The organism is Erythrobacter sp. R86502, from assembly GCF_042466465.1.
GTDB lineage: Bacteria > Pseudomonadota > Alphaproteobacteria > Sphingomonadales > Sphingomonadaceae > Erythrobacter.
Genome location: NZ_JAXHCJ010000001.1, coordinates 1,925,245 through 1,937,502 on the forward strand (window position 1 = coordinate 1,925,245; position 12,258 = coordinate 1,937,502).

General features: G+C 61.8%; 9 protein-coding genes and 1 riboswitch. Of the genes, 3 read left to right on the forward strand and 6 right to left on the reverse strand.

The window, feature by feature from the left end; translation table 11 throughout:
• Positions 1-232 precede the first annotated feature (232 nt).
• The 3 genes from SJY33_RS09230 (at position 233) to SJY33_RS09240 (ending at position 3,675) form a co-directional block, all read left to right on the forward strand.
• On the forward strand, positions 233-1,726 hold the full coding sequence (locus tag SJY33_RS09230) for a CoA-acylating methylmalonate-semialdehyde dehydrogenase (RefSeq protein WP_379923560.1): 1,494 nt from the start codon (positions 233-235) through the stop codon (positions 1,724-1,726).
• A 2-nt stretch (positions 1,727-1,728) separates the two neighbouring features.
• The gene (locus SJY33_RS09235; protein WP_379922470.1) at positions 1,729-2,205 is read left to right on the forward strand and encodes a hypothetical protein; all 477 of its coding nucleotides are present in this window, start codon (positions 1,729-1,731) and stop codon (positions 2,203-2,205) included.
• Positions 2,206-2,364: 159 nt separating this feature from the next.
• Entirely contained in the window at positions 2,365-3,675 is a 1,311-nt protein-coding gene (locus SJY33_RS09240) for a lipopolysaccharide biosynthesis protein (RefSeq protein ID WP_379922471.1), read from the forward strand.
• Positions 3,676-3,678: 3 nt separating this feature from the next.
• Here the strand turns inward: SJY33_RS09240 and gcvPB are convergent, their stop codons facing one another.
• The 6 genes from gcvPB to metH form a co-directional block, all read right to left on the reverse strand.
• The gene (gene gcvPB / locus SJY33_RS09245) at positions 3,679-5,235 is read right to left on the reverse strand and encodes an aminomethyl-transferring glycine dehydrogenase subunit GcvPB (RefSeq protein ID WP_379922472.1); all 1,557 of its coding nucleotides are present in this window, start codon (positions 5,233-5,235) and stop codon (positions 3,679-3,681) included.
• On the reverse strand, positions 5,235-6,608 hold the full coding sequence (gene gcvPA, locus SJY33_RS09250) for an aminomethyl-transferring glycine dehydrogenase subunit GcvPA (protein ID WP_379922473.1): 1,374 nt from the start codon (positions 6,606-6,608) through the stop codon (positions 5,235-5,237). Before gcvPA ends, gcvPB begins: the two co-directional genes overlap by 1 nt.
• Before the next feature lie 130 nt (positions 6,609-6,738).
• Positions 6,739-7,107: a glycine cleavage system protein GcvH gene (gene gcvH, locus SJY33_RS09255; protein ID WP_379922474.1), complete on the reverse strand. Its 369-nt coding sequence runs from the start codon at positions 7,105-7,107 to the stop codon at positions 6,739-6,741.
• A gap of 3 nt (positions 7,108-7,110) precedes the next feature.
• Complete coding sequence (gene gcvT / locus SJY33_RS09260) at positions 7,111-8,265, reverse strand: glycine cleavage system aminomethyltransferase GcvT (protein WP_379922475.1); 1,155 nt, start codon at positions 8,263-8,265, stop codon at positions 7,111-7,113.
• A gap of 173 nt (positions 8,266-8,438) precedes the next feature.
• Positions 8,439-8,538: riboswitch (glycine riboswitch) on the reverse strand.
• Positions 8,539-8,618: 80 nt separating this feature from the next.
• Entirely contained in the window at positions 8,619-9,566 is a 948-nt protein-coding gene (locus SJY33_RS09265; RefSeq protein WP_379922476.1) for a sulfite exporter TauE/SafE family protein, read from the reverse strand.
• Between the two features lie 67 nt (positions 9,567-9,633).
• Positions 9,634-12,249 (reverse strand): methionine synthase, encoded by a 2,616-nt coding sequence (gene metH / locus SJY33_RS09270; protein ID WP_379922477.1) that lies wholly within the window; start codon positions 12,247-12,249, stop codon positions 9,634-9,636.
• Positions 12,250-12,258 lie beyond the last annotated feature (9 nt).

A 12,258-nucleotide genomic window follows, 5' to 3' on the forward strand; every position in this document is an offset into this window, starting at 1 on the left:
GATCGCAAGACGCCGCTATCTCTGCAGGACGGAACTGTCAATGATAATCAATCGCAATAACGCGAGAGGACTGGCATGGGCAATCGGCCCGATGAACCCATTGATCAGACTGACCTGACCGCAATTCGATCTGCCCCGTAAGGCGGGTCGCGGAGGTGCGAAGGGTTGCATGGGCAGTCTATGGGAGGCATGGGAACCGCCATACAGGAGAGCTTTCCCCATGACCCAAACCCTGCGTCAGATCGACCATTTCATCGTCGGTGACTGCCCCGCCCCAACCCGCAAACACAAGATCTGGAATCCTTCGACCGGCGAAGTTCAGGCCGAAGTCGTACTCGGCGATGGTGCTTTGCTGGCTCGTGCGGTGGAAACCGCCAAGCGCGTCCAGCCGGAATGGGCCGCCACCAATCCGCAGCGCCGTGCGCGGGTGATGTTTGCATTCAAGGCGTTGGTAGAAGCCAACATGCAAAGCCTCGCCGAAATGCTTTCATCCGAACATGGCAAGACCGTGCCCGACGCCAAGGGTGACGTGCAGCGCGGTTTGGAAGTAATCGAATATGCTTGCGGCATCCCGCAAGTGATGAAGGGTGAATACACCCACGGCGCCGGACCCGGGATCGACGTCTATTCGGTGCGCCAGCCGCTTGGCATTGGTGCGGGGATCACCCCGTTCAACTTCCCGGCCATGATCCCGATGTGGATGTTCGGCATGGCTTGCGCTGCGGGCAACGCCTTTATCCTGAAGCCATCGGAGCGCGATCCTTCGGTTCCCATGCGATTGGCCGAATTGTTTGTCGAAGCCGGCGCTCCTGAGGGCCTTCTTCAAGTCGTCCATGGCGACAAGGAAATGGTCGATGCGATAATCGATCACCCTGATATTGCAGCAATCAGCTTCGTCGGTAGCTCCGATATCGCCCAATACATCTATGCGCGCGGGTCTGCGAACAACAAGCGCGTGCAGGCTTTTGGTGGCGCGAAGAATCACGGGATTGTCTTGCCTGACGCCGATCTCGATCAGGTGGTGAATGACCTGACCGGCGCGGCGTTCGGTTCAGCAGGCGAACGCTGCATGGCGCTGCCGGTGGTGGTGCCGGTTGGTGAGGAGACGGCAGAGCGGCTCAAGGCAAAGCTGCTCAAGTCGATCGCCGCCTTGCGCATCGGCGTCTCCAACGATCCCGACGCGGATTACGGCCCGGTCGTCACGCCCGAACACAAAGCGCGGATTGAACAGTGGATCACCACCGCCGAGGAAGAGGGCGCCGAAATCGTCGTCGACGGTCGCGGCTTCTCGTTACAGGGCCACGAAAAGGGCTTTTTCGTCGGCCCGACGCTGATCGACCATGTGACCCCCCAGATGACCTCCTATCAAGAGGAGATCTTCGGACCCGTGCTCCAGATCGTTCGTGCCAAGAACTTTGAGGAAGCGGTCCGCCTGCCCAGCGAGCACCAGTATGGCAACGGCGTCGCGATCTTCACCCGCAACGGCCACGCCGCGCGTGAGTTTGCTGCGCGGGTCAATGTTGGCATGGTCGGCATCAATGTGCCAATCCCGGTGCCGGTCGCCTACCATAGCTTTGGCGGGTGGAAGCGTTCGGGTTTTGGTGACATCGACCAGTACGGCACCGAAGGTCTGCGGTTTTGGACCAAGAACAAGAAGATCACTCAACGTTGGCCCGATGGCGGCGGTGATGGGTCGAATGCCTTCGTCATCCCGACGATGGGGTAGGCATGATGCGCAGCCTTCTCGTCATCGCCCTAGCTATGGTCCTGACCGCCTGCGAGCGGCAGGCAGAACCCACGCCCGATAGCCCGGCCGAAACCGCGATTTCGGTTGAACCCGATGGTGATATTGGAGTTCAGGCCAAGACGCAGACTGATGCGAACGCTACTGCTGGAGAAATTCCTGCACGCTTCCACGGCATATGGGATGCGATTGCTGGAAACTGTGATGCTTCATCGGATACGCGGGTTGAAATCGCCGCACGCCGGATCGAGTATTTCGAAAGTGTCGGCGAGGTGTCCGGCATGGGCAGCGATGGGGATGATGCCATTGTCGATCTGGTGATGGAGGGGGAAGGTGAAACATGGGTTCAGCCCAGCCGTCTGTCACTTGAAGCCACCTCTGCTGGCGAGCGGCTTCGCATTACCGATGCGACCAAGCCTGAAAGTTCGCAGGGTATTTTGCGCAAACGCTGCGCAAAATAATCAGGCGCCAAGGCTTCGCCGCTCATATGTTGCAAGCTAAACATCATGACCGCTTGGCGTGATGCATGATTTGCGGCTAAGGGCGGCCCGCTATGGTAAAACTGCCCCTGCCCGCCGCCAGCCTTTGGGCGACCTGCTGAACGCTGCACGGGACACCGCATGAAGCAGGTTTTCGCCAATATGGGCTGGCTATTGGGAGGGCGCGGTTTCAACGCGGTGTTGAGCCTCGTCTATCTGGCCATCACCGCGCGCACATTGGGCACCGTGGGCTTCGGCCAGTTCGCACTTATTATCGCGCTTGGCCAAGCGGTCACGGGCTTTTCCAGCTTCCAGACCTGGCAGTTCATCGTCCGATGGGGCGCAAATCCGCTTCAACCCGGTGTCGATATCGACCGGGCGCGCGAAGCAACGGGCTTTGCGGTCGCGCTGGATGGTGTTTCCGTCATTGTCGGAACAATGGCGTCTGCCGTTCTGGTGCTGACCGCGCCGCTGTGGCTTGATGTCCCGCCGGAACTGATGTGGCTGACGTTTGCTTATTGCGCAGTATCGCTTCTGGCGATCCGCACCACGCCAACCGGGATGCTTCGCCTGCATTCCGAATACGGAAAGGCCACAGGGGCCGAAGCCGTTCAACCGGTCATTCGCACTGGTGGCACCTTGCTGGCGTGGTGGTTGATGCCGGATGTCACTGGCTTTATACTCGCCTTCGCTGCGTCCGAAGTGGCAACAGCACTTGCGCTCTGGGCCGTGGCCTTGCGCGTACAGCCTGTCACCTTGGCGTCGATAAGCCTGCGAACAATACCCTCAAGGCACAAGGGAACATGGAAGTTTGTACTGTCGACCAACATGTCAGGCAGTCTTGCTGTGGCAGGCAAACAGGTGATGATCTTGTTGGTAGGCACCTTTGGCGGCGCTTATCTGGCGGGCGGTTTCCGGATTGCCAACCAGTTGGGTGTGGCGTTGATCGCGCTGGCGCAGACAATATCGAAGGCGATCTTGCCAGAACTGGTCCAGTCGCGTGACGGGGCCGTCGATATCGCGCGGCGCATGGCCAACATCGCTGCAATTGCCGGCGTCACTGCGGTCATCACAGCCATTATGGTCGGCCGCCCTGGGCTTGCGCTGATCGCAGGAACGGAATTTACCGGGTTTTACTGGGCCATGATCATCCTGAGTATAGCCGGCGCAGTCGAACTGGTGGGCGCCAGTCTGGAATCCCTGCTGGTGTCGGCAGGAAAGGCGCATGTTGCCTTTCTGGTCCGGCTGTTTCCAACGGTTCTTGCATTGGTCATGCTGGAACTGGCAATCGATTGGAAAGGCGCACAGGGCGCTGGGTTTGCCGTGCTGGGATCAAGCGTGCTGACCGTGGTGGGCTTCTATCTGGCGATCATGAATCTCAAACAGTTCCGCATTGTAGTCGTTCCGGGGGACGACGATGACCTGAAGCCCACCGCGCCCCCCGAACGCTGAAGCCTATCCTTCGTAGGCAAGCTTTGGCTTGCGCGCCGCGCCTGTCTCATCAAGCCGACGCCGGGGCGCGTAGTACGGCGCCTGCTTCAACGCTTCGTCCCCGTCCAGCGCCCGCGTAACCACTGCACGGAAGGCGGTGATGAACTGGTCAATGGCGGCCTTGCTTTCGGTCTCCGTAGGCTCGACCAACATTGCGCCGTGGACCACCAGCGGGAAATAGACGGTCATCGGGTGATAGCCTTCGTCAATCAGACCCTTCGCCACATCGAGTGTCGTCAGCCCTTCTGTGAAGTCCTTATCTCCGAACAAAGCTTCGTGCATGCAGGGTCCGCTGTCAGCGAAAGGCGCGTGCAGGATGTCTTCCATCGAACGCAGGATGTAATTGGCGTTGAGCACCGCGTCCTCGGCCACCTGCTTCAGGCCATCGGCGCCGTGGCTGAGCATGTAGGTGAGCGCGCGGGTGAACATCCCCATCTGCCCGTGGAAGGCGGTCATGCGGCCGAAAGTCGGCCCGCATTCCTCGCCATCTTCTTCCTCGACGAGATAGAAGCCGCCAGCTTCGTCCTTGCGTACGAAGGGCAGCGGGGCATAGGGCGCGAGCGCTTCGGACAGCACGACCGGCCCAGAACCCGGCCCGCCGCCGCCGTGCGGGGTGGAGAAGGTCTTGTGCAGGTTGATGTGCATCGCATCGACGCCCAGATCGCCGGGGCGCACCTTGCCGACGATGGCGTTAAAGTTGGCCCCGTCGCAATAGACGTACCCGCCAGCAGCGTGGACGGCATCGGCGATTTCCCGGAAATCCTTTTCGAACAATCCGCAGGTATTCGGATTGGTGATCATGACCCCGGCCACATCGGGGCCCAGTCTTGCCTTCAAGGCGTCCACATCGACGCGTCCTTCGGGCGTTGCGGGGATATCTTCCACCCGGTAGCCTGCGAAGGCCGCCGTGGCAGGGTTGGTGCCATGAGCGCTTTCGGGCACCAGCACCACTTCTCGCGCATCGCCGCGGGCTTCGTGGGCTGCGCGGATTGCAAGGATGCCGCACAATTCGCCATGCGCGCCCGCCTTGGGGCTCATCGCGACCGCCGGCATTCCGGTAAGTGTGCAGAGCCAGCCGCCAAGCTGGTGGACAACTTCAAGCGCGCCTTGCACGGTCGATTGCGGAGCCAGCGGGTGGATGTCGGCAAATCCGGGAAGCCGCGCCATTTTCTCGTTCAAGCGCGGGTTGTGCTTCATCGTGCAACTGCCGAGCGGGAAGAAGCCAAGGTCGATCCCGTAATTCTGGCGGCTGAGGCGGGTGTAATGGCGCACAGTTTCAGGTTCGGTCAGACCGACAAGGCCGATGGCCTCGCTACGTGCAAGACCGCCGAGCCGCGTGGGCGCGTTCGCATTGACCGGCGGCAGGTCCACACCCGTCACATCCGCTCGGCCGATTTCAAAGAGCAAAGGCTCTTCAAGCATCAGCGCACGGTTGCCAGTGGTAGTGGCAGGCCCGTTGTGCATCCCGTCTTCGGAAAGGGTCATGGCAGGCTTCCAGCCGGACTGGTTGGGGGCGTTCATCACACGGTCTCCTTGATGCTGGCTTCCAGTTCCGTGGCGAGCCGTTCGATGTCCTCTTCAGTGGTGGTTTCGGTCACAGCAACAAGCAGTGCGTGTTCCAACGCCTCGACACCCGGATAGAGCCGCCCCAATGACACCCCGCCCAAGACGCCGCGATCCGCCAGATCGCGGACGATTTCGCGTGCAGGCTTGCCGCGCAACATCACCGTGAATTCGTTGAAGAAGGCATTATTGAGCACTTCGATGCCGGGCACCTTGGCCAGCCGATCTGCGGCCAGGCAGGCCAATCGATGATTTTCTGCCGCCAACTGGCGCAGACCGGTTTCACCCAGCAGCGTCATGTGGACAGTAAATGCTAGCGCACACAGGCCCGAATTGGTGCAGATGTTGCTGGTCGCCTTCTCGCGCCGGATATGCTGTTCGCGGGTCGACAGCGTTAGCACGAAGCCGCGCTTGCCTTCGGCATCCGTCGTCTCGCCGCACAGGCGGCCCGGCATCTGGCGCACATGCTTGGGATCGCGCACGGCGAACAGGCCGAGGTACGGCCCGCCGAATTGCAGACCGACGCCCAGCGCCTGGCCTTCGCCCACAACGATATCCGCACCCATTTCACCCGGGCTTTTGATCGCTCCCAGGGCGACCGGTTCGGTGTTGACCACAACCAGCAGAGCGCCCTTGGCATGCGCCGCCTCTGCTACAGCGGTAAGATCACTGATCCGGCCAAGGATATCCGGGTACTGCACGACGACGCAGGCTGTCTCGTCATCAATTCGCGCCATAAGCCCTTCAAGGTCAGGCTCCGCAGTGATCGCGGGTTGCGCATCGGCGATGGTGTCGCCGGTGAAGTGCGCCATGGTCTTGACCACCTGCGCGTAATGGGGGTGCAGCGCACCTGACAGCACCGCCCGCTTGCGTTTGGTCACGCGAGTCGCCATCGCGACCGCTTCCCAGCATGCAGTCGAACCATCATAAAGCGAGGCATTGGCCACCGCGCAGCCATAAAGCCGCGCAACCTGGGTCTGGAACTCGAACAAGACCTGCAAGGTGCCTTGGGCAATTTCTGGCTGGTAAGGCGTATAGGCCGTCAGAAATTCGCCGCGCTGGATGATCGTGTCTACGCTGGCGGGCACATGGTGGCGGTACGCGCCGGCACCAAGGAAAAACGGCACATCGCCTGCCACCAAGTTCTTGGCCGCCAGCGCTTTCATATGGCGCTCGACCGCCATTTCGGAGGCGTGCATTGGCAAACCGTGGATCGGGCCGTCCAGACGGGCCACTTCGGGCACATCAACGAACAGGTCATCGACGCTCGCAGCGCCGATCTTTGCCAGCATATCCTGCCGGTCAGTGTCGGTGAGAGGAAGATAGCGCATGGGCGTGGTCTTTTTTCCGTGGCTGGGGTGGGAACGTAAGAGGTCAGGCGAACGCCTTGATCATGAATACAAGGCCGTCGGTTAATTGTGGGCGGGGGGACGGCCCATGCGTCATGTGCCGTCCGATCGATTACAGACCGTCAACGAAGGCCTTGTAACCAGCTTCGTCCATCAAACCTTCAAGCTGCGCTGCATCACCGATGGTCATCTTGAAGAACCAGCCCTCGCCCTCTGGCGCGGTGTTGACCAGCGACGGATCGTCTTCGAGCGCGCCGTTGATTTCGGTGACTTCGCCGTTGATCGGCGCGTACACATCCGAGGCAGCCTTGACGCTTTCCACTACAGCAGCGTCCTTGCCCTTTTCGACAGCTGTCCCGACAGTGGGAAGTTCCACAAAAACGATGTCGCCCAATTGGCCCTGCGCATAATCGGTGATGCCGACTGTTGCGACGTCCCCGTCAACATCGACCCATTCATGTTCGTCAGTGAAATAGCGCATCGGTCAGCTCCCTCGGTAGTAGCGGTGGGGTACGAAAGGTGTGGGCGAAACGGTGGCGGCAAGGCGCTTGCCTCGCACTTCCACTTCAAGCGCGGTTCCGGGCGCCGCCTGTTCGCTTGCGACGTAAGCCATGGCGATGGGCGCACCCAAGGTTGGCGAAAAGCCGCCGCTGGTGACCGTGCCGATGTGGTCAGCGCCTTTGAACACCTCGGCGCCTTCGCGGGCGGGCAGGCGACCTACGATGTTCAGCCCGACCCATTTGCGCGCGGTGCCTTCATGAATTTCACGGATGATGCGGTCAGCGCCCGGGAAGCCGCCTTCCGAACGGCGGCGCTTGTTTATGCCGAAGATCAGCCCTGCTTCGATGGGCGAAGTGTCGGGGCTCATGTCATGGCCGTAAAGCGGCAATCCCGCCTCCAACCGCAGCGAATCGCGCGCGCCGAGGCCAATGGGCTTCACCTCGGGTTCGGCGCAGAGCAAATTGGCAATCTGCGCGGCGGCATCGGCCGGGAGCGAGATTTCGAACCCATCTTCGCCAGTATACCCTGCGCGTGCGATGGTGACATCATGGCCCGCGATCTGGAACCGGCTGAACTTCATGAAGGTGAGCGCCGACAACGGATAGTCGCCGGTTGCATGCCGAGCGAGCGCATCGCCTGCCTTGGGTCCTTGCAAGGCCAGCAATGCGCGATCATCAAGGTAGTTCAGCGTGATGTCGTCGGGCAATGCTTCGCGCAGCGTGCCCATGTCGTCCCACTTGGTCGCCCCGTTGACTACGAGATACAACGCATCGGGCCAGCGCGAAACCATCAGGTCATCCAGCACGCCGCCGTCTTCGTCCAGCAGCAGCGAATAGCGTTGCTGGCCAAGCTTCAGCGTTGACAGATCGATCGGCAACACGGCTTCGACCGCTTCATCCAGCCCGGGACCGGATAGCAGCAGCTGTCCCATGTGACTCACGTCGAACAGGCCGGCGTTCTCACGCGTCCAGTTGTGTTCGGCAACGATGCCACCAAACGGACCGGTATACTGGATCGGCATTTCATATCCCGCGAAGGGCACCATGCGAGCGCCGCGTGCGCGATGCCATGCGTCGAGCGGCAGCGCATCCAACGGGATGTCTTCAAGGTGATCTTCGGCGGCGTCGTGGTCGGTCATGAGAGGCACCCGGCAAGCAGAAACGGCAGTCCGACGATGCGCACGCGCACCGCCACGATACTGCCCCCTCTGTCGGGTGGACCTGAGAGCTTCGGAGCAAACGCCAATGTAGCGCAGCACCTCCCCTTCGGTGGCCCCTTGCCTGAAGGCGAGAGACGCTTTCCAGAGTGTCACACAGCCGAGCGGTCCGTTGGCCTGAGAGTTTCCGGGGCGGTTGCTCCTTCGGCGCCTTTGCCCCGGTTAAAGGGCATCGGGCTCTCCCGCTCGCCTGCCCGCAACAGAATCGCTTCTGCGGCGGAAGACCTCGCGGCGATGCGCGATTTGCTGCACCGCGTCAATCGGGTCAGAATGGCTTATTTGGCATTCAGCCACAGCAAATAGAGCGCGGACAGCACGATCCAGCCGCCATCCAGGGTCTTGAGCCGCTTGGCACCCAGCCACAGCGCGATGTCGCGGGCCAGAAAACCGCCCAGAACCGCCCCCGGTGCGGCCAGCAACAGCACTTCCCAGACAATGGTGCCAGCGTCGATATGCCACGCCACCCCGGCAATGCAGCTTACCGCTGATATGACACAGGCTGCACCTGTGCAAAGCAGAACGGGATAGTGCCGAATGAACAGATAGAGGGCGACCAGTTCTCCTATGCCGACCGAAAACAGCGCGGTGATCATCCCGCCGGGGATAGCCAGCGCCAGCAACACGATAAGGTCGTGCCGCGCCAATTCGCAGCGTTCAGGCCGGGCCGCGTTGAAGGTCCATGTTGCGGCGATCAGGCCTGTGCCCAGCAGGATCGAGAAACCCTTGTAGGCCATCAGCACATCGCGCTGATTGAATTCGGTGAACCTCTGCGTGGCGAGCATTGCGGGTAGCGACAAGGCCAGCACCGCCAGCACGACAGTCGCAAAGTCCTTCAATCGCACTCGCTCTTCAAGCGGGCCGGGCGCAGGCTGGTGCAACAAACGATCGGTCCACCGCAAACTGCCCATCGTCATCCCGAAGCTCTGGATCGCCATGGAGACACCCACAACCCCCAGCGGGGCGACGGTCATCACACCCAGCTCGCGCAAGGCATTGAAGACAGGGACGAACACGACCCCGCCCCCTGTGCCCGACGTGTTGGCGATAATCGCTCCGGCTACGCCCACCCCCGGCAGGAACCACAATCGCTCCAATAAAGCAGGTTCTGCGGGCACCATGGATGCGAGAATGACATACGCGGCAAAAACAACGAGGCCGCCTATCCAGACCAAGCGCCCTGAAGGAAGCACTGCGCGGCGCGGTGTCGTGCCATCAAGGATCATGCGGCGGTCCGCCTATGCAATTTCAGTGCAGAAATCGCTCCCGCCTTTGCCGCCCCCCCCATCTCAATCAGTCGAGATTGGGCCGCAGCCAACGCTCTGCCGTCGCCACGTCAACACCGCGACGTTCCGCATATTCGGCAACCTGATCCGGGCCGACGCGCGCAACGCCGAAATAGGCCGCTTCGGGGTGCGCGAAGTAGAAGCCGCTGACCGCCGCAGTCGGCCACATCGCGAAGCTTTCGGTCAGCGTCAGCCCGGTGGTGGCCGGCGCATCGAGCAGGTCGAACAGGATCGGCTTCAAGGAGTGATCGGGGCAGGCGGGATAGCCCGGTGCGGGGCGGATACCGCGGTATTCTTCCTTGATCAGCGCTTCGCCGGTGAATTGTTCGTCCGGTGCATAGGCCCACAGCGTGGTGCGGACATGCTGGTGCAGCGCTTCGGCGAAAGCCTCGGCAAAGCGGTCGGCCAGTGCCTTCAACAGGATGTCGGAATAATCGTCCTTGTCGGCCTGGAACCGCGCCGAGTGCTCGTCGATCCCGTGGATGCCGACCGCAAAGCCACCGATCCAGTCGCCCGAGGGATCGATGAAATCGGCGAGGCACATATTGGCACGGTCACGCGATTTCTTGACCTGCTGACGCAGCATCGGCAGGCGCGCGCCGTTGTCCAGCACGATGTCGTCGCCATCGCGACCGCACGGCCACAGGCCCACTACGCCGCGCGCGGTCAGCCACCTTTCCGCGATGATCCGGTCGAGCATGTCATTTGCATCGGCGAAAAGCTGGGTCGCGGTTTCGCCCACCACCTCGTCGGTGAGGATCGCGGGGTAATTGCCGTGGAGCTCCCAGGCGCGGAAGAACGGCGTCCAGTCGATAAAGTCCCGCAGATGCGCAAGGCTCCAATCATCGAACACGTGCAAGCCGGGCTGCGCCGGCGCGGCGGGCTTCTCGGCGTAATCGGTCGGAAAGGCATTGCCGCGTGCTTCGGCCAAGCTGAGCAGCGCGCTCACCGTCTTGCCCGCACGCGCATCGCGCACCGCGATATAGTCATCCTCGACCTGCGCGACGTAATCATCGCGCTGGGTGTCGGAGAGCAGCTTGGAAGCCACACCGACCGCGCGGCTGGCGTCGAGCACGTGGATCACCGGGCCTTCGTAAGCCGGGTCGATCCGCAGCGCGGTGTGAACCTTGCTGGTGGTCGCGCCGCCGATCAGCAGCGGCATGGTCATCCCCGCACGCTGCATTTCCTCGGCCACGGTCACCATCTCGTCCAATGACGGCGTGATCAGGCCCGACAGCCCGATCATGTCGGCCTTGTTGTCGTTGGCGGATGCCAGGATCGTCGGCCAGGGCACCATGACGCCCAGATCGATCACGTCGTAGCCGTTGCACTGCAGCACCACGCCGACGATGTTCTTGCCGATGTCGTGCACATCGCCCTTCACCGTCGCCATGATGATCTTGCCCTTGGCCTTGCGTTCTTCCTCGGGCAGCAGGTCCTTCTCGGCCTCGATATAGGGGATGAGGTGGGCGACCGCCTTCTTCATCACGCGGGCGGATTTGACCACTTGGGGCAGGAACATCTTGCCGCTGCCGAACAGGTCGCCGACCACGTTCATGCCGTCCATCAGCGGGCCTTCGATCACTTCGATCGGGCGGCCGCCGGCCTCGGCAATCGCGGCGCGCATGATTTCGGTATCGTCGACGATATGCGCGTCGATGCCCTTGACCAGCGCGTGCTCCAGCCGCTTTTTCACCGCCCAACCGCGCCATTCCTCGGCGGCCTTTTCGTCCGCGACGCTCTTGCCCTTGAAGCTTTCGGCGAGCGCGATCAGCCGTTCGGTCGCATCCGGATCGCGGTTGAGGATCACGTCCTCGCAAGCCTCGCGCAGCGCCGGGTCGATCTGGTCGTAAACGTCGAGCTGGCCCGCGTTCACGATCGCCATGTCGAGCCCGGCGGGGATGGCGTGATACAGGAACACCGAATGCATCGCGCGGCGCACGGGCTCGTTGCCGCGGAACGAGAAGGAGAGGTTGGAGAGCCCGCCCGAGTAATGCGCGTGCGGGCACAGCTCGCGCAGTTCCTGAACCGCTTCGATGAAGTCGACGCCGTAATTGTTGTGTTCCTCGATCCCGGTCGCCACCGCGAAGATGTTGGGATCGAAGATGATGTCCTCGGGCGGGAAGCCTTCGGCCACCAGCAGATCATAGGCACGCTTGCAGATTTCGACCTTGCGCGCCTTGGTGTCGGCCTGCCCGGTCTCATCGAACGCCATGACCACCGCGGCCGCGCCGTAATCCATGCAGATGCGCGCGTGTTCGAGGAACTGGGCCTCGCCCTCCTTCATGCTGATCGAATTGACGATCGGCTTGCCGCTGACGCACTTGAGGCCCGCTTCGATGACGTGGAACTTCGACGAGTCGATCATCACCGGCACCCGCGCGATGTCGGGCTCGGCGGCGATCAGTTTCAGGAACGTCGTCATCGCGTGGACAGCATCGAGCAGCCCTTCGTCCATGTTGACGTCGATCACCTGCGCGCCGTTTTCGACCTGCTGGCGCGCGACTTCGACCGCGGCGGCGTAATCGTCCGCCATGATCAGCTTCTTGAACGCGGCCGAGCCGGTGACGTTGGTACGCTCGCCAATGTTGATGAAGCGGGCGGAGGAGGTGGGTTGGGTCACTTGCAAACT

Bases quoted from the DNA above. Each gene is read 5' to 3' on its own strand.
- SJY33_RS09235 (WP_379922470.1), top strand. From the start codon at position 1,729: ATGATGCGCAGCCTTCTCGTCATCGCCCTAGCTATGGTCCTGACCGCC.
- SJY33_RS09240 (WP_379922471.1), top strand. From the start codon at position 2,365: ATGAAGCAGGTTTTCGCCAATATGGGCTGGCTATTGGGAGGGCGCGGT.
- gcvPB (WP_379922472.1), bottom strand. From the start codon at position 5,235: ATGAACGCCCCCAACCAGTCCGGCTGGAAGCCTGCCATGACCCTTTCC.
- gcvPA (WP_379922473.1), bottom strand. From the start codon at position 6,608: ATGCGCTATCTTCCTCTCACCGACACTGACCGGCAGGATATGCTGGCA.
- gcvH (WP_379922474.1), bottom strand. From the start codon at position 7,107: ATGCGCTATTTCACTGACGAACATGAATGGGTCGATGTTGACGGGGAC.
- gcvT (WP_379922475.1), bottom strand. From the start codon at position 8,265: ATGACCGACCACGACGCCGCCGAAGATCACCTTGAAGACATCCCGTTG.
- SJY33_RS09265 (WP_379922476.1), bottom strand. From the start codon at position 9,566: ATGATCCTTGATGGCACGACACCGCGCCGCGCAGTGCTTCCTTCAGGG.